General features: G+C 71.4%; 17 protein-coding genes. 6 read left to right on the forward strand and 11 right to left on the reverse strand.

What is annotated here, in order from left to right; genetic code table 11:
* Positions 1-15: 15 nt before the first annotated feature.
* Genes sdhC through ASF58_RS21945 form a run of 4 tightly spaced genes read right to left on the reverse strand, consistent with a single transcriptional unit; the run spans position 16 to position 2,569 of the window.
* Positions 16-396 (reverse strand): succinate dehydrogenase, cytochrome b556 subunit, encoded by a 381-nt coding sequence (sdhC, locus tag ASF58_RS21930; protein ID WP_055957575.1) that lies wholly within the window; start codon positions 394-396, stop codon positions 16-18.
* Positions 393-722 carry a succinate dehydrogenase gene (locus ASF58_RS21935; protein WP_055957578.1) on the reverse strand — a complete coding sequence of 110 codons (330 nt, stop codon included), beginning with the start codon at positions 720-722 and terminating at the stop codon, positions 393-395. The genes sdhC and ASF58_RS21935 overlap by 4 nt, the downstream gene beginning before the upstream one ends.
* On the reverse strand, positions 719-1,504 hold the full coding sequence (locus ASF58_RS21940; RefSeq protein WP_082513235.1) for a succinate dehydrogenase/fumarate reductase iron-sulfur subunit: 786 nt from the start codon (positions 1,502-1,504) through the stop codon (positions 719-721). Before ASF58_RS21940 ends, ASF58_RS21935 begins: the two co-directional genes overlap by 4 nt.
* 3 nt (positions 1,505-1,507) lie before the next feature.
* Positions 1,508-2,569 carry an ABC transporter substrate-binding protein gene (locus tag ASF58_RS21945; RefSeq protein WP_082513236.1) on the reverse strand — a complete coding sequence of 354 codons (1,062 nt, stop codon included), beginning with the start codon at positions 2,567-2,569 and terminating at the stop codon, positions 1,508-1,510.
* A gap of 105 nt (positions 2,570-2,674) precedes the next feature.
* Between ASF58_RS21945 and ASF58_RS21950 the strand changes: the two genes are divergently transcribed.
* Positions 2,675-3,571 carry a GntR family transcriptional regulator gene (locus ASF58_RS21950; protein WP_055957581.1) on the forward strand — a complete coding sequence of 299 codons (897 nt, stop codon included), beginning with the start codon at positions 2,675-2,677 and terminating at the stop codon, positions 3,569-3,571.
* Between the two features lie 191 nt (positions 3,572-3,762).
* Here the strand turns inward: ASF58_RS21950 and ASF58_RS21955 are convergent, their stop codons facing one another.
* Together ASF58_RS21955 and ASF58_RS21960 are read right to left on the reverse strand one after the other, a co-directional pair.
* Entirely contained in the window at positions 3,763-4,662 is a 900-nt protein-coding gene (locus ASF58_RS21955; RefSeq protein WP_055957584.1) for an ABC transporter permease, read from the reverse strand.
* Positions 4,655-5,449, reverse strand: a complete 795-nt coding sequence (locus ASF58_RS21960; RefSeq protein ID WP_055957586.1) for an ABC transporter ATP-binding protein — start codon at positions 5,447-5,449, stop codon at positions 4,655-4,657. Before ASF58_RS21960 ends, ASF58_RS21955 begins: the two co-directional genes overlap by 8 nt.
* Positions 5,450-5,973: 524 nt before the next feature.
* Between ASF58_RS21960 and ASF58_RS27330 the strand changes: the two genes are divergently transcribed.
* Together ASF58_RS27330 and ASF58_RS21965 are read left to right on the forward strand one after the other, a co-directional pair.
* Positions 5,974-6,123 (forward strand): hypothetical protein, encoded by a 150-nt coding sequence (locus ASF58_RS27330; protein ID WP_156375840.1) that lies wholly within the window; start codon positions 5,974-5,976, stop codon positions 6,121-6,123.
* A 232-nt stretch (positions 6,124-6,355) separates the two neighbouring features.
* Positions 6,356-7,156 carry a TerC family protein gene (locus ASF58_RS21965; protein WP_055957590.1) on the forward strand — a complete coding sequence of 267 codons (801 nt, stop codon included), beginning with the start codon at positions 6,356-6,358 and terminating at the stop codon, positions 7,154-7,156.
* A gap of 63 nt (positions 7,157-7,219) precedes the next feature.
* Here the strand turns inward: ASF58_RS21965 and ASF58_RS26770 are convergent, their stop codons facing one another.
* A complete protein-coding gene (locus ASF58_RS26770) occupies positions 7,220-7,384 on the reverse strand; it encodes a hypothetical protein (RefSeq protein ID WP_200930235.1) in 165 nt (54 codons plus the stop codon).
* Between the two features lie 230 nt (positions 7,385-7,614).
* Positions 7,615-8,631, reverse strand: a complete 1,017-nt coding sequence (locus tag ASF58_RS21970) for an NAD(P)H-binding protein (protein ID WP_055957699.1) — start codon at positions 8,629-8,631, stop codon at positions 7,615-7,617.
* Positions 8,632-8,881: 250 nt separating this feature from the next.
* On the opposite strand from ASF58_RS21970, the gene ASF58_RS21975 reads away from it, so the two are divergent.
* Genes ASF58_RS21975 through ASF58_RS21985 form a run of 3 tightly spaced genes read left to right on the forward strand, consistent with a single transcriptional unit; the run spans position 8,882 to position 11,562 of the window.
* Entirely contained in the window at positions 8,882-9,634 is a 753-nt protein-coding gene (locus ASF58_RS21975) for an NUDIX domain-containing protein (RefSeq protein WP_055957593.1), read from the forward strand.
* A 29-nt stretch (positions 9,635-9,663) separates the two neighbouring features.
* Positions 9,664-10,659, forward strand: coding sequence for an SPFH domain-containing protein (locus ASF58_RS21980; protein WP_055957596.1), 996 nt, complete (start codon positions 9,664-9,666; stop codon positions 10,657-10,659).
* A 9-nt stretch (positions 10,660-10,668) separates the two neighbouring features.
* Positions 10,669-11,562, forward strand: a complete 894-nt coding sequence (locus ASF58_RS21985; RefSeq protein ID WP_055957599.1) for an NAD(+)/NADH kinase — start codon at positions 10,669-10,671, stop codon at positions 11,560-11,562.
* 110 nt (positions 11,563-11,672) lie between these two features.
* Here the strand turns inward: ASF58_RS21985 and ASF58_RS21990 are convergent, their stop codons facing one another.
* From ASF58_RS21990 to ASF58_RS22000, 3 genes are all read right to left on the reverse strand, one after another.
* Positions 11,673-13,349 (reverse strand): cache domain-containing protein, encoded by a 1,677-nt coding sequence (locus tag ASF58_RS21990; protein WP_055957602.1) that lies wholly within the window; start codon positions 13,347-13,349, stop codon positions 11,673-11,675.
* A gap of 283 nt (positions 13,350-13,632) precedes the next feature.
* Positions 13,633-15,993 carry an EAL domain-containing protein gene (locus ASF58_RS21995; RefSeq protein ID WP_055957606.1) on the reverse strand — a complete coding sequence of 787 codons (2,361 nt, stop codon included), beginning with the start codon at positions 15,991-15,993 and terminating at the stop codon, positions 13,633-13,635.
* 190 nt (positions 15,994-16,183) lie between these two features.
* Positions 16,184-16,876 (reverse strand): hypothetical protein, encoded by a 693-nt coding sequence (locus tag ASF58_RS22000; RefSeq protein WP_055957609.1) that lies wholly within the window; start codon positions 16,874-16,876, stop codon positions 16,184-16,186.
* Between the last annotated feature and the right edge of the window lie 37 nt (positions 16,877-16,913).

The following is a 16,913-nucleotide window of genomic DNA, read 5'->3' on the forward strand; positions in this document are numbered from 1 at the left end:
TTCAGGGGGTTGGGCTCAGGCGCCGCCGAGCAGGAACAGGAGCCCCACCGCGAGGCCCGCCGCCACGCAGGCGGAGACGACGAGCGCCGTCCGCTCCCGGGCGACGAACCACTCCACGGCCAGCACGCGCAGGCCCAGGACCATGTGCAGGGCGAGCGCGCTGACGAGGCCCCATTCGGCCGTGCGCACGAAGCCGTTATGGGTCAGCCCGAGGAAGCTCTCGAGGCGGTCGGCCCCCTGCAGCGCGGTGCCGAGGGCGATGAAGTGCATCGGCAGGAACAGCGCCAGGGCGATCCCCGAGAGGCGATGCAGCAGGGCGGCGGCGAAGCCCGCGCGCGGACGGGCCGCCCGGAATGCGCCGCGCCGCGGGCCGGCGGTCTGCGTCCCGGCGCTCATGCGACGTAGACCGCTAGCGCCGCCCGCAGGCCGAGGACGAGGAGGAGCGCCGCGACGGCGAGCATCGCCCCGTCGAGGGAGCGTCCGCGCCAGGACGTCCACTCCCGCAGGATGCTGCGCAGGCCGATGGGCGCGTGGATCGCCGCCGCCACCACGAAGAGGCCGTAGAACAGCAGGAAAGCGTGGTTGCCCTGCGTCCGGCCGAGGATCTCCCCGGCGGTGAGGCCGCCGCGCACGGCGTACAGGATCGTGCCGAGATGGACCGCCACCGCCACCGCCAGGATCACGGCGGTGCCGCGCTGCGCCACGTAGAGGAGCGGGCTCATGCCGACCTCCGGAAGTGCCGGGCACCGAGCCGCTTCAGGGCGGACCGGGCGGTGGCGCGCTTCAGGCCCGCGATGGCGAAGGTCGGCGCCAGGGCCTTCGGGCAATGCTCGGTGCAGCTCATGTGGGTGTGGCAGGACTGGCAGCCCGCATCCCCGGACACGGCCTCCAGCCGCGCCTCCTGGCCCCGGTCGCGGACGTCGTTCACCAGGGTCCAGGCCCGGTTGAGGGCGGCCGGGCCGAGATAGTCCGGGTTCCAGGTAACCACGTCGCAGGCGGCGTAGCAGACGCCGCAATTGATGCACTCGATGCCGGCATCCACCGCCCGGCGCGCCGGCGAGTCCGGCGCCACCCGGGCGAAGTCCGCGGGCGGCGCGTCGCCGGGCTCGAAGGCGCCGTGGGCGGCCGTCCACTTCGCGAAGAACGGCTCCATGTCGACGGCCAGATCCTTGATCACCGGCAGGTTGCGCAGGGGCTCGAGGGTCAGGCCGTCGTCCTCCGCCACCGCCGCGACCCGGGTGCGGCAGGTCCAGCGCGGGCGGCCGTTCACCGTCATGGCGCAGGAGCCGCACATGCCGACCCGGCAGGCGAAGCGGTAGGCGAGCGTCGGGTCCTGCGCGCGCTGGATCTCCGTGACCACGTCGAGGATGGTCTGGGCCGGGCGCCGCGCCACGGTGAAGGTCTGGAAGCCGTCGTCCCGCCGGATGCGCACCGTCAGCGCTTCGCCCGGCACGGCCTCGACCGTGGGGTCGGCCCGGGAGGGGGTGGGAACCGGAGCGTTCATGCCTCAGCGCTCCGCCTTGGCGACGGCGCCGGGGAAGAACAGCTCGCCCTGGTCGGTGGCCTTGGCGGCCACGAGGCCGGCGCGGTTCATGTAGTCGAGATAGGCCAGCATGTTCAGGGGCGCACTGGTCCACTGGGTCTGCGGCGCGCGGATGATCTCCACCGCCTCCGCCTCGGTGAGCCGGGCGTTCTCCGCCTTGATCCAGAGGGCGGCGACCCGGGCCGGCTCGGCCTTGATCAGGGCCAGGCTCTCCTCCAGGGCGGCCCGGAAGGCGGCCACGATCTTCGGGTTGGCGGTGACGAAGCGGCTGCTCGCCCAGACGAGGTTGAAGGTGTGCGGCCCCCCGAGGACGTCGTAGCTGTCGAGCACCTTGCGGGCCTTGGGGTCCTTCAGCTCCATCTCCTGGAACGGCGGCGACCCGAAATGCGCGGTGATCTCGGAGCGGCCGCCGAGCATCGCCGTCTGGGCGTCGGGATGGCCCATGGAGACCGTGAGGGGGTCGAGCTTGCCCTGCTGGCCCGGCCCGAAGGCCTTCTCGGCGGCCATCTGCAGGGTGATGGCCTGGATCGAACTCTTCACCGTGGGCAGGGCGATCTTGTCCTTCTCGGTGAAGTCCTTGATCGACGTGACCGCCGGGTTCACGCTCACCAGCCAGAGCGGCATGGCGTTCAGGGCCGCCACGCCCCTGACCTGCAGGTTGCCCCGCGTGCGCCCCCAGATCGTGAGCATCGGCCCGACCCCGCCGGCGGCGAAGTCGAGGTTCCCCGAGAGCAGGGCCTCGTTCATGCCCGAGCCGCCGGTGAAGCGCAGCCACTCGGTCTTGAGCTCCAGCCCCTGCTGGCGGGCCTGCTTCTCGAGGAGCTTCTCCTCCTCCATCACGGTGAGCGGCAGGTAGGAGATGCCGAACTGCTTGGCGAGGCGCACCACGGAGGCCTCCGCCCGGGCGGATCCCGCGCCGGCCAGGAGGCTCGCGGAAAGACCCGCCGCGAGACCGGCCGAGATCACGGCCGCGGCGCCGCAGAGCCGGACGAGACGGCCAAAAGCCACGAGACGGCCGAGTGCCATGGGTTCCTCCTGCGCAGGCCCGAATTCTCTGGTCCGGTGCCGAGCGCCACGATAGCCTCGTGCCGACCCCTGTCAACGGTCATATGTCATATACATGAGTTGTCGATGTCGAACCGCATGCGCGCCCCCGCCGATCCCGAGGCGCATCCCGACGTCCGGTCGCCGGACGCGGCCGAGGACGCCGCCAAGGACGCGGCCCGGGTCGAGCCCAAGCTCGAGGCCCGGGTCGAGCCCAAGCTCGAGCCCAAGGTCGAACCCAAGCTCGAACCCATGACGTCGCTGATGACGGAACCCCTGGCGAGTCGCCCGCTCTACCTGCAGGCCCGCGACCTGCTGCTGCGCCGGATCGTGGACGGGACCTGGAAGCCGGGCGGCTACCTGCCGAGCGAGCCGCAGCTGGCCCTCGACCTCGGCGTCTCCATCGGGACGATCCGCAAGGCCATGGAGGACCTCGTCGGGCAAGGGCTGCTGGAGCGCCAGCACGGCCGCGGCACGCAGGTCGTGCCCCATTCCAGCGACCGGTCGCGCTTCCGCTTCCTGCGCTTCGTCCACGGCGACGGGCGGCCGTTCCGCCCCGTGGCCCGCGTCCTCTCGGCCGGGACCGCGCGGGCCGACGCGCAGGACCGGGCCGCCCTCGGGCTGGCGGCGGGTGCGCGGGTGCTGGTCCTGCTGCGGACCCGCAGCGAGGACGGCGTGCCGCTGATCTACGAGCGCATCGCGCTGCCGGCCGAACCCTTCGCCGCCCTGAAGCCGGAACCCGGCGCCGAGATGCTGGAGGAGATCTACGTGCTCTACCAGGCACGCTGCGGCCAGACCGTGGCGCGGGCCCGGGACACGATCGCCACCGACCGGGCTGGCCCCGCCATGGCGGACGCCCTCGGCTGTGCGCCGGGCGCGCCCCTGCTGCTGGTGCGCCGGGTCGCGGTCGCCCTCACGGGCGACCCCATCGAGTATCGCCAGAGCTGGACGGCGGCGCTCGACTACCGCGCCGACCTCGACTGACGGAGCGGAGGCCGGTCGGGCACCCCTGGGCGGCGCGCGAAGCCCCCGTCCGCGCCCCTGAGGGATCGAACGGATCGGGTCCCGGACCCTCTCCGATCGCTCCCTCCGGCGCCTGTCACGCGCGGGTCCCACACGGGCGGGGAGGCCCGCTCCGCCCGCGCCGATCGGAAAGCGATCGACCGGACGCGGACTTACGCCTGCATGCCCCAGCGCTGCAGGGTGTGGCGCTCGATGGTCTGGAAGATCAGGTTCTCGACGCAGAGACCGATGAGGATCACCGTCAGCAGCCCCGCGAAGACATTGGGGATGTCGAGCATGTTCTTGTTCTCGAAGATGAACCAGCCGAGGCCGCCCGAGCCCGAGCTGACGCCGAAGACCAGTTCCGCCGCGATCAGGGTGCGCCAGGCGAAGGCCCAGCCGACCTTGAGGCCGGTGAGGATGCTGGGGAAGGCCGCCGGGATCAGGATCTTGGTGATCAGCCGGCCGCCGCGCAGACCGTAGTTGCGCCCGACCATCTTCAGGGTCCGGCTGACCGAGAGGAAGCCCGAATGGGTGTTGAGGGCGATGGCCCAGGTCACCGAATGGACCAGCACGAAGATCAGGCTGCCGTTGCCGAGGCCGAACCAGATCAGCGCCAGGGGCAGCAGCGCGATGGCCGGCAGGGGATTGAACATCGACGTCATCGTCTCGAGGAAGTCGGTACCGATGCGCGAGCTGATCGCGATGCCGGTGAGCAGGGTCGCCAGCACGATCCCGAGGCCGTAGCCGATCAGCAGGACCTTGATCGAGCCCCAGGCCCGCAGCACCAGGGTGCCGTCCGCCACGCCCCGGCCGAAGGCCGCCACGGTGGCGGTGAAGGTCGGGAACAGGAGGTCGTTGTCGAGGTAGCGCCCGTAGGCCTCCCAGATCAGGGCCAGCACCGCCAGGATCACGAGCTTGCGCAGCCAGCCCTGGTTGTAGAGACGCTCGACGGTCGAGAGCGGCTTCTCGACCACGGCGCCGCCATAGGCGCCGCCGGTCTCGCGGACGATCTCGGGACGGGCGGGCCGGAGGAGGACGGGTGACACGAGCGCCTTCGCAGTCCTAGACATTCTCCGCCTCCTGGATCTCTTCGGAAAACAGCATCTGATGGATGCGCTGCTCCAGCAGCAGGGTCTCCTGCGGCGAGCCGGCGGTGTTGAGCTCGGCCTTGACCTCGCCGGGATGCGGCGAGAGCAGGAGGATGCGCGAGCCGATCTTGATCGCCTCCGGGATCGAGTGCGTGACGAACAGCACCGTGAAGCGGGTCTCCTCCCACAGGGCCAAGAGCTCGTCCTGCATCCGCCGGCGGGTGAGCGCGTCCAGGGCCGCGAAGGGCTCGTCCATCAGCAGGATGTCGGGCTCCATCGCCATGCCGCGGGCGATGGCCACCCGCTGCTTCATGCCGCCCGACAGCATGTGCGGATAGCTGTCGGCGAAGGCCGAGAGGTTGACCTTGTCGATATAGTGCATGGCCCGCTCGTCGGCGGCCCGGCCCGACAGGCGCCCCGAGGCCTCGAGGGCGAAGGCGACGTTCTGGCGGACGGTCTTCCAGGGCAGGAGCTGGTCGAATTCCTGGAACACCATCATCCGGTCCGGGCCGGGCTCGGTGATGGCCTGGCCCTTGAGGCGGATCTGCCCCTCCGTCGGCGCCATGTAGCCGCCCACCGACTTCAGCAGGGTGGATTTCCCGCAGCCCGAGGGTCCGAGCAGGACGAAGCGGTCGCTCGGGAAGACCTGGAAGCTGACCCGGTAGGTCGCCGTGACGAGGTGGTGGGGGGTCTTGTACTGCAGCGTAACGCCGTCGACCTCGAGCAGCGGCACCGTGAAGGTCGAGGGCAAGCCTGTCACCAAGCTCATGGCATCCTCCCGTTAGCCACGCGTAGGGCGGCCGTGCTGATTTTGATGAGCGGTCTGGAGCCGCTTTGCCTTCGGACGTTCGTCCACCGGAGTTCCGGGTTCGCCGGAATCCGGTGTTCGCCGGAGCCCCGAACCGTCGGCCCCGGCAACATCGTTCGCCCGCCTCCTCGATACCAAGCAGGATCCTTCCTGTAAATATAATAGCTATCTATTATAAGACAGGTTTTTATTCTTGTTCGACAGGGTTTCGGCGCCGCCGGCTGCCTCCTCGGCCGCGGCGCGGAGGCGTCCTCGGTCCCGGTCCACCCCGGCAAGGCGCGCGCCGCGCGCGGCGTGCCGCTGATCCGATGCTCGGGCCGGAACCTGGTCGCTCCGCAGCACAGTCCGCCTCCGCACGATCCCCGATCGGCCAAGGATTAGAACCTGTTCTGCGATGTCTTCAAGTCTCGTGTGGCGAGATCTTCCAATCGGTCGATTGCGCCGTCACGGGCTCTCGCCGGGACTTCGTTCTACGACACAGGCTCTTGAGAAGAACCATTCCGAGCGACCCCGATCCTGCGGGGCGCATCGTCCTGGTCCTGCTCGGGACATTCGGCCTCTGGGCCGCGAGCGACCGGCCGCGCGGCGGCGCGGCGCGCGCGGATCCGGGCACGACGCAGCGCATCCTGGAATAGGGTGGTACAGTGCCTGGGGAGGCCGAAGCCGGTCCGCTCGCCCTGCAGGCCCTCGTCGCGCGCGAGGTCGCGCGGCGGACGCCCGTGCTCCGCTCCGCCGTCGAAGCCAATCCCTCGATCGTGTCCGAAACCGGTCCGCCGCGCGCGGCCGTGCCGGTCCCTTCAGCATCCCGAGCGCGTTGCCCGGTCCCCCATCGCTTCGCCGAGCCGGAGCAGCAGAGGCGTTTTCCGCGTGGATTCCTACTTCACCTCTTCCTTCCTGCTGTCGCTCCTGCAGATCGTCTGGATCGACATCATCCTGTCGGGCGACAACGCGGTGGTCATCGCCATGGCCTGCCGCGGCCTGCCCGAGCGGCAGCGGCGGATCGGCGTCTTCGCGGGCGCCCTCGCGGCGGCCCTGCTGCGGATCTTCTTCGCCGTCATCATCTCGCAGCTGCTGGCGGTGCCGCTCCTGAAGGTGGTGGGCGGCCTCATCCTGCTGCACATCGCCGTCAAGCTCGTCTGCGGCGAGGCGGAGGACGAGAGCGCCATCCAGGAGCATTCCAGCCTGCCCAGGGCGATCTGGACCATCGTGGTGGCGGATGCCGTCATGAGCTTCGACAACGTCGTGGCGGTGGCGGGGGCCGCCAAGGGGCACGACGCGCTCTTCATCATCGGCCTCGCCCTGTCGGTGCCGCTCCTGGTGGTCGGCGCAAGCCTGATCACCCGGCTGATCGACCGGTTCCCGGTCCTGATCTGGTTCGGCGGCGGATTGCTGGGCTGGGTGGCCGGCGAGATGATCGGCACCGATCGGCTGGTCCAGCGGCACCTGATCGAGGGGCTGCCCGCGGCCCTGCAGGGCGCCGTCCCGCACGCGATGGGCGCCCTCGGGGCCGCCCTCGTGGTCGGCATCGGCCTGCTGCTCAAGCGCCGATCCGAGCGGGCGATCACGCGGCCGCCGTCGGCCGCCGTGGGCCGGGCCGAGGCGGACGTCCGCGGCAGCCGATCCGCAGCGCCCGCGTCAGGCCTCGGCCGCGGCGGAACACAGACCTGAAAAAGCCCCGCCTCGAGGAGGCGGGGCCGATGGCTCCGGTCGTCAGGAGAGGGTGACGGGCCGTCAGGCGGCCAGCTTCACCGCCGAGGCCGGGGCGTTGTCGTTCACGACGACGAGCTCGCCCGCCGCGGTGACGGCAGCGTCCTTCGGGGTCAGCCGGTCGGCCACGAAGGCCACGAGCGCCACGTTGGCGGTACCGGCGAGGGCGACGAGAAGCAGAGCGGTCATGAAGGGCGGTCCCGAGCGGTGATGGCGTTGCAGCGCTTATGACGCGTCCCGCCGCTCCTTGGTATGCCAGATACGATATGCCAGATATACCAGTCTTGCATGGATGACGGCGCCGGCGCGACTGAAGCCTCTCTTTATTGCATTATGCTGCGCGATGCTGATCTCGCAACACGGTACTATTCTTCAGCATAGCCGGGTGGCGCGTGCTGGTCCGAGCGCGCCGCGCCGCCTCAGAACACCGCGTGGTCGCCGCGCTCGGCGACCGCCTCGCCGCGGATCAGCTGGGCGTAATAGTCGAACAGCGTCTCCGACCCCGTCGCGGGGGTCATCGCGTCATCGTATCGGCCGGTGGCGGGATCGCGCACGAGCATGGACTCGGTGGCGTAGTAGCGGCCGATCCGGGCGAGTTCGGCCTTGGCCGCCAGCGCCGGCACCCCGCGTCCGAGCGTCGCCATGACGGCGACGATCCCGTCGAGCAGGGCGACCGGAACGTGCCGGAACCGCGGTTCGCGCCCGAGCAGCGCGAACAGTCGCTCACCCTGCGCCCGCGGCGTGATGGCGTCGCCCGGTCCGCCGATCGGCAGCACGCGATTGCGCCGCGCCGGGTCATCGAGGCAATCCGCGAGGTAGCGGCCCAGGTCCCCGTCACTGATCGGCCTGCAGGCCGTCAGGGTCCCGTCACCGAAGACCAGGAAGGGCTTGCCGCGCTTCACGCGCTCCACTTGGCCCGAGAGGGATTTGAAGAAGGCCGTCGGCCGAACGATGGTGTAGGTGAGCCCCGAGGCGACCAGGACCGCTTCGAAGGCCAGCTTGGCCCGCTGAAAGGCGAGGATCGGCTTCTGGACGCAGATCGCCGACAGCAGGACGACCTGGGTCACGCCGGCCGCCCGGCTCGCCTCCAGGGCGTTCCGCGACACGCCGTAATCGATCGCCCAGGCATCCGCGGGCAATCCGGTCCGCGACGCGAGACACGAGACCAGGACGTCGAACCGTTCGCCGCGGATGCCGTCGCGCGCCAACGACGCGGGATCCGCGAAGTCCACGATCCGTTCGGAGGCGCCCGGGGGCGCTCGGGGCGGGTCGGCTGCACCGGTCGGGGGCGTGGGACCGACCCGGCGCCGGACGAGGCAGACGACCGCATGCCCGCGGGCCACGAGCGCCCGCGCGGTGGCCCGTCCGATCGTGCCGGTCGCCCCCAGGAGGAGGACGCGGCGCGGCCCCGGGCCGTCCGGTCGATCCAGGCTCATGCGCGCGTCCTCCCGGTGCTCGGACATCCCCGGCGCCCGGCGTTTGTCGGGGATACGGGGGAACCGCTTATCCCGATACGACGAACGCCAAGACAGACCCTAGCCGAACGGCACCGCATAGCCCTCCCCGAACGTCCGGTCGTGGCCACGCCCGGCGCCGCCGACCCATCGGGCGCCCCCCGGGAGCACGGGCTTGACTTATATCCATTTTGCATCTTAGTTAGATGTGAAATGGACATAAGGCCCCGCCGTGACCGAGGACGACTTTCTCCGCGCGTATGACCCCGCCGCCTTCCCGCGGCCGGCCCTCACCGTCGATCTCGTCCTGATGGGGCTGCGCGCCGGCCGTCCGGCCGTGCTCCTGACGCAGCGCACCCAGCACCCGCATGCCGGCCGCTGGGCGCTGCCCGGCAGCTTCGTGCGCCCCGACGAGACCCTGGACGGCGCGGCCGAGCGCGTGCTGCGCGAGAAGGCGGGGTTCGCCCCGGCGGCGGTGGCGGACACCCACCGGGAGCAGCTCTACACCTTCGGCGCCCTCGACCGCGACCCGCGCATGCGCATCGTCACCGTGGCCTACCTCGCGCTGATGCCGGAGGCCGCCTTCGCCCGGGCGCTGGCGCAGGAGGCGGGGCTGTCGGCCGCCCTCCTCGCGGTGCCCTGGGCGGGCGAGGCGGGGGGCCCGGTCGCGGCCTTCGCAGCGGGCGACCCCGACCGGGCGACGCCGCTGCGCCTCGCCTTCGACCACGCCGCGATCCTCGCCCTGGCGGTGCAGCGGATGCGGGGAAAGCTCGACTATTCCGACGTCGCCTTCGCGCTGCTGCCCGAGGCCTTCACCCTGCGCCAGTTGCAGGACGTGCACGAGGCGATCCTGGGCACCGCCCTGAACAAGCCCGCCTTCCGCCGCCGGATGCTCGACCGCGGCTGGCTCGTCCCCACCGGCGCCCGCGAGGCCGGCACCTCGTTCCGGCCCGCCGAGCTCTACCGCTTCCAGAAACCGCTCTGAACCCAGTGCGCGCCCCACAGGAGGGTCCCATGGCTACGATCCGCAACCTCGGCCCGGTCGCCCAGCTCAGGAGCGAGGCGAGCAGCCACGTCATCCGCTACCGCAACGGCCGCATCCGGCAGAGCGGGCGGGGCCTCGTCTTCTGGTTCCGGCCGGAAACCGCGAGCATCAGCGAGGTGCCGATGGACGACCGGGAGATGACCCTGTTCGTGCGCGGCCGCAGCCGGGACTTCCAGACCGTGGTCGTGCAGGGGACGATCGGCTGGCGCGTCGTCGACCCGGAGCTGCTGGCGAGCCGCGTCGACTTCTCCCTCGGGCTTCGCACCGGCCGGCCGCAGGGCGAGCCGATCGAGCGGATCGAGGCGCGTCTCGGCGGCATCGCCGGCCAGGCCGTCCTGGAGGTGATCGGCGCCAGCCCGGTGGGCGCCCTCCTGGATGCCGGGCCCGAGCCCCTGCGCCTGAGCCTCGAGGCGGTGCTGGGGACGGCCCCGGCCCTGGCGGAGATCGGCCTCGCGGTGGTCTCGGTGCGGCTCACCAACCTGGCGCCGTCGAGCGAGCTGGAGCGCGCCCTGCAGACGCCCACCTTCGAGGCCCTGCAGCAGAAGGCCGATGCGGCGACCTTCGCCCGGCGCGCCCTGGCGGTGGAGAAGGAGCGGGCCATCGCGGAGAACGAGCTGGAGACCCGGACGGAGCTGGCCCGGCAGGAAGCGCTGCTCATCGCGCGGGAGGCGGAGAACGCCCGCGACCGCGCGGCGGGCCTCGCCGAGGCGACAGGGCTGGCGGCGGCGGCGGAGGCCGAGCGCATCCGTCTCGTCGAGGGCGCCCAGGCCGAGGCCGAGCAGCGCCGGGCCGCGATCTACCGCGACCTTCCGCCGGCCGTGCTCCTCGGACTGGCCGCCCGCGAACTCGCGGGCAAGCTGGAGACCATCGAGCACGTCAACGTCACGCCGGACCTGCTGGCGAGCGCCCTCGGGGCATTCCGCGGGGCGGCCCCGCCGGTCGCACCCCCCGCCCCGCCCCGCTGAGGACGCGCCATGGCGGTCATCACCCCGCGCGCCGTGTTCGTCGTCCGCGAGACCGATTACGAGGCCCTGCTCGCCCGGCACGCCACCCGCGGCCAGGCCCGGTTCTTCCTGGAGAGCCGCGGACAGAGCCTCGCGGAGGTCGAGGACCGGCACGCCCGCTTCCACGCCGTGCTCGGCCAGGCGCGGGCCGCGGTGCCGGGGGACTGGCGGCAGGCGCTGGCCCGGCGCATCGACCTCGATCGCTTCCTGTTCGCCCCCGAGGACGTCGTCGTCACGGTGGGCCAGGACGGCCTCGTCGCCAACGTGGCGAAGTACCTGCGCGCGCAGCCGGTGATCGGCGTCAATCCGGCCCCCGACCTCTACGACGGCGCCCTCGCGCGGGTCGCGGTGGAACGCCTGCGCACCCTGCTCCCGGCCAGCGCCGCGGGAGCGGCCCCGGTGGAGCGGCGCACCATGGTGCAGGCTGCCCTCGACGGCGGCCAGCGGCTCGTGGCCCTGAACGAGATCTTCGTCGGCCACCGCAGCCATCAATCCGCGCGCTACCGGATCGCGGTCGACGGCACCGCCGAGGATCAGTCGTCGAGCGGCCTCATCGTGGCCTCGGGCACCGGCCTGACCGGCTGGGCTCGCTCGATCGGCGAGGCGACGCACCTCACCGTCGGGATCGGCACGGAGGAAGCGGCGGTCGGCTACTGGGTGCGCGAGCCGTTCCCGAGCGTCGCCACCGGGACGACCCTTCGGGCGGGCCGGCTCGCCGGGGCCGTCCTCGCCGTCACGTCACGGATGAACGAGGGCGGCGTGGTCTTCGCCGACGGGATCGAGCAGGACTTCCTCGCCTTCGACTGGGGCCGCCGGGTCGACCTCGGGCCGGCAGATCGGGCCCTGACCCTGGTGGTCGGCTAGGGCTGCGGTACGGGCCTGGGGCGATCCCAGGCCATCGGGCCCCCGCCGGATCGGGCGGAGGCCTGGCCGGGACAGGCCCGTCGCCCGTCCCGCGCGACGAACGCCCCCGCTCAGGCGGCCCGGATGGTCGCGAGGAAGCGTCCGACTTCCTGGTTCAGCTGCTCGGCCTGGCGCGAGAGGTCCGATGCCGCGCCGAGGACCTGGCTGGCGGCGGCGCCGGTCTCCTCGGCCGCAGAGGCCACACCGGAGATGTTGCTGGTGACCTCGCCCGCGCCCGCCGCGGCCTGGTTCACGTTCCGGACGATCTCCTGCGTGGCCGCTCCCTGCTGCTCGACGGCAGCCGCGATCGACGCGGCCACGCCGCTGATCTCCTGGATCCGACCGGCGATCCCGCCGATCGACGTCACGGCCCGCCGGGTCGACGCCTGGATCTGCCCGATCTGCTGCGAGATCTCGTTCGTCGCCTCCGCGGTCTGCTGCGCCAGGACCTTCACCTCGGAGGCCACGACGGTGAAGCCGAGGCCGGCCTCGCCGGCACGGGCCGCCTCGATGGTCGCATTCAGCGCCAGGAGGTTGGTCTGGCGGGCGATCGACGCGATCAACCCGACCACGTCCCCGATCCGCGTGACGGCCGCGCTCAGGTCCCGCACCAGGGTCGCGGTCTCATCCGCCTCGCCGACGGCGGCCCGGGCCAGCTGGGCCGAGCCGGTGACCTGCCGGCCGATTTCCTGGACCGACGAGCCGAGCTCCTCGGCGGCTGCGGCGACGGTGCCGACGTTCGAGGTGGCTTCCTCGGCGGCGGCGGCAACGGTCGTCGACTGGCTGGCGGTCTCGGTCGCGGTGGTGGTCATCGCCTGCGCGGTGGCCTGGAGTTCGGTGGCTGCCGAGGAGACCAGGCCGATGACGCCACCGACGGCCGATTCGAAGGCGTCGGCCATCTGGTACATCCCGGCCCTGCGCTGCGCCTCGGCGCTCAGGCGCGCCTGCGCCGTCTCGGCCTCCAGCACGCGCGTGCGGATCAGGTTGTCCTTGAAGACCTGCACGGCGCCGATCATGCGCCCCACCTCGTCGGCCCTTTGCGCGGCCGGGACCGCCTGGTCGAGATGGCCGGCGGCCAGCCCTTCCATCGCGCGCGTCAGGGTGTCGACGGGCCGTGCCACGCCGCGTCCGATCAGCGTCGCCAGGATCCCCAGCAGGATCGCGGCCACGATCGCGGCGCCGAACAGCCGCACCAGGGTCGGCCGGAGCTGGGCCGCCGTGTCGTCGGCGTAGATGCCCGAGCCGATGATCCAGCCCCAGGGCTCGAACCCCTGGACATACGAGATCTTGGCGACCGGAGCCGCGACGCCGGGCTTCGACCACATGTAGGGGACGAAGCCGGCCCCGGATTGGCGGACCCGCGCGACCATCTCGGCGAAGAGAGGCTTGCCGGTGGGATCGGTGATTCCGCCGATGTCCTTGCCGATGAGCTCGGCCTTGGGGTGCAGCACCATGCGGGGCTGCATGTCCTGGATCCAGAAATACTCGCTGCCGGCGTAGTGCAACCCGCGCACCGCCGCCACGGCCGCCGCCTGCGCCGCCGCGCGGTCCATCCGGCCGGCGCGCGCCTCCCCCTCGAAATAGGACAGGACGCCGTGAGCGGTCTCCACGAGATCGCGCGTCTTCATCTCACGGGCGTCCGTGATCGCCTGCGAGAGATCCCAGGCCGACAGGCCGATCAGCGCGGCCATGCACAGGAGGGCCGTGACGGTGATGAGTTGGATTCGCGTACCGATGCGGAAGGTCATGGATGCCTGGACTCTGGAGATGCCTGGATTCTGGACTGGCCCCGCAGGCGGCGGACGGGCCTTGGCCTGCCGGCCGCCTGCGGGGCGATGGATGTCTGAAGGGGCGAGAGCCGCACGCCACCGGCGCGCGGCGCGATGTCTTCACGCGGAGGCGAGCGGGACGGTCTGGCCCTCGATCCGGGTGAGCGTGCGCCGCTCACGGCAACGCCGCGTCACGATGAGGCTCGAGCTTCGGGGTCCCCGTTCCGAGGACGCGGCGTGCCGACGGACTGACGGGGCATCCTCAGGCCGCCATCTTCGTGTCGGTGAGAAAGGCCAGGAAGTCGCCGTGGGGCAGCGGGCGGCTGACGTGATAGCCCTGCACCTGGCCGCACTGCTCGGCCGCCACGAAGGCGTATTGCTCGGCGGTCTCGACCCCCTCGACCGTCGTCGCCATGCCGAGGCAGGCCCCCATGGTGATGATGGCCCGAACGATGGCCGCGCTCTCGGGGTCCGAGGGCAGCTGGCGGACGAACGAACGATCGATCTTGATCTTCGAGAACGGAAAGCGGCGCAGGTAGCTCAGGGACGAGTAGCCGGTACCGAAATCGTCCATGGCGAGGCCGACCCCGATGGCTTTGAGCTTGGTCAGCATCGCGAGGGTGCGGGTCTCGTCGTCGAGCATCACCCCCTCGGTGATCTCCAGCTCGAGCCGGTTCGCGGGGAGTCCCGTCGTCTCCAGGACGGCGGCCACCATCTCGGGAAGCCGGTCGTCCCGGAACTGAACCGGCGAGAGATTGACGGCGATCTTGATCGTGCCGGCCCAGGCCGCCGCATGGGTGCAGGCGGTCCGCAGCACCCAGGCCCCGAGGGGCATGATGAGGCCGGTCTCTTCCGCGAGGGGAATGAAGTCGGCCGGGGCGACGAGCCCCTGCTCGGGATGGCGCCAGCGCACCAGGGCCTCCGCCGCCGTGACCACGCCCGTCTGCGAGTCGACGAGGGGCTGGTAGTGCACCTCGAACTCGCCGGCCTCCAGGGCGCGGCGCATGTCGGCCTCGAGGCGGCTGCGCGCCTGCATCCGCTCGGCCAGCGCCGGCTCGAACATCCGGAAGGTCGCCCTGCCCTCGGCCTTGGCCTTGTAGAGGGCAAGGTCGGCGTTGCGCAGCAGGGCGTCGGGCTCACGGCCGTCCTGGACGGCGATCGCGACACCGACGCTGACGCCGACATGGACCAGCTGGCCGTCCAGCAGGAAGGCGCGGTCGATCGCCTCGACGATCCGCGCGGCGATGGCCTCCGGCCCCGGCGCGCCCGCCCGGTTTAGGAGGAGGATCGCGAACTCGTCGCCCCCGAGGCGCGCGACGACGTCGGCCTCGCCGACGGCCGCCTGCAGGCGGGCCGCGACCTTGCGCAGGAGCTCGTCGCCCATCCCGTGCCCGAGCGTGTCGTTGACGAACTTGAAGCGGTCGAGGTCGAGCATCAGGACGGCAAAGCCACGCTCCTGCTCGCGCAGGGCGGCGGCGTGGTGGGCCAGCAGATCGCCGAAGCGGGCCCGGTTCGGCAGGCCCGTCACGGTATCGGTGAAGGCGAGCGTCCGAAGCCGGGCCTCGGAGCGCAGGCGCTCGCGCTGATCGCGGAAGGCGACGACCGTCTGGCGCTTGTGCCCCAGCATGATGTCCTTGCGCAGGACCCGCACCGGGACGCCCTGGCCGTCCGCGTCGATGAGCTCGGCGTCGCGCTCCTCCTGCTCGGGCAGGTCGGCCAGCATCAATCCCGGCAGCATCCGGGTGATGCTGGAACCGATGAGCGCGCTCTGGCTCCGGCCGGACAGCAGTTCCAGGCTTCGATTGGCGGTGGTGATGGTGTCGTCCTCGCAGACGGCGAGCCCCTCGAGGGCCAGGCTCGCCAGCTCGCGCAGGCGCTCGCGGTCGCGACGCAGCTGCGCGCGGGCCGCCAAGGTCATGCGCAGGCCGACGAAGGCCAGCACCAGCAGGCCGATCGAGATCGCGGCGATGATCGGCGCGATCGTCGACGGCGCGATGGCCGTCGCCGGCAGTTGGACCTCGGGGTCGTAGACCAGCGTCGCCGCGGTCATGCCGCAGAGGTGCAGGACGATGATCGAGCCGAGGAGAAGGGGGACGGCGCCCCGGCGCCACAGGCGATTGCGCTCGCCCGCCGCGATGAGGGCAAGGCCGGAGAGGACGAGGCTGATCAGGACGGACGCGCCCACCAGGCCCATGTCCCAGGAGACATGGCCGGTCACGCGATACGACGCTTGCCCGACATAGTGCAGGGCCGCGATCCCGAGGCCCAGGATCACGCCCGCGGCAAACCGGCGGAGACGGCTTCGCTGACCCAGGGACAGCTGGACCCCGGCGCCGATGCCGCCGATCACCAGGAGCAGGGAGACGGCCGTGAGGATCGGCTCGAAGCCGGATGCCATGCCGGGCTGGAACGCCAGCAAGGCGATCATGTGCGTGGCCCAGGCGGTACACCCGGACGCGACGATGCTGGAAATCCCCCACTTGAGACGCGTCAGGCCCTCCGCCCGTGCGGCGTGGGTGGCAATGGCGGACGCGGCGTAGATGCCAATCGAACAGACCAGAGCCGCAGCGAGTAAGAGCTGCTGGTCATGCCTCTGAGTAACACACGTTAAAAGCGCCTGCATGGCCACCTCACTGCTTAGGGTCTGAGCCGGCAGGGGTTAAGCCTTCGAAAAAATTCCCAACTATTTACTCAGAGAAAACATCCGGAAACACTTTTTACACCTTCAATGCAGCTTCGTTTTACGTCGAGCCGAGTGCGACATTGTGAACGTCGAAGATGTCCCGTCCGATGCCGGCCGTAAAGATGAAGGGTCAGCGCACGGCTCCCGAGGCCCCGGCGGGATCGTCGCCCCGCGCGGGCGACGCGCCGTCCCAGGCGGTCCGGATCGGGCCGGTCGCGGTATCGGGCTTTGACTCGCCGATGAAGATGACCACCGGACCGTGTTCGGCCCGTCGCGGGTCGTAGAAATCGAGCAGCGCGGGGGACCGATGCTGGAAGAAATCCGGAGTCAGGCCCTCCCGGCGCAGCAGGTGGTCGATGACGACCTGATCCCCGTGCACGGCGTTCGGCACCGGTCCGCAGGAACCGGCCGCCATCCAGCGCGCCGGCTCGGCCGCGAAGGCGGTGTAGAGGAAATCCAGTTCGCCGCCCCGCCACCGCAGCAGGGCGCTGGAGAGGCGGCCCTTGTGGAAGTAATCCTCCATGGCGGTGAGGCCCGGCTCCGCCAGGGCATCGGCCGGCCCGGTGAGGACGGTGTCGAGGTCGCAGAGCAGCGTCGGTCCGCGCGTGAGCCCGGGGCGGAACGCCTCCATCTTCGCCCACCAGGCCGGCCAGTCGTGCCGGAGCGGCACGCGCTCCACGCCGGCCACGGCCAGGGGCAGGTCCGTGAGGCAGAGGATCCGGTCGAAGGCCGGGGCGTGGCGGCGCACGCCGCGGGCGAGGCGCTCGACCCAGGCCGCGTCGTAGCGGCCGCCGCTCTTCAGGACGGTGATGAGTGTCGTCATCGGAGGGGCGCGATCCTGGGCGGGGCGGTCGGAGAGG

Origin of the sequence: Methylobacterium sp. Leaf125, assembly GCF_001423085.1 — a bacterium.
In the GTDB taxonomy this organism is placed as follows: Bacteria; Pseudomonadota; Alphaproteobacteria; order Rhizobiales; family Beijerinckiaceae; genus Methylobacterium.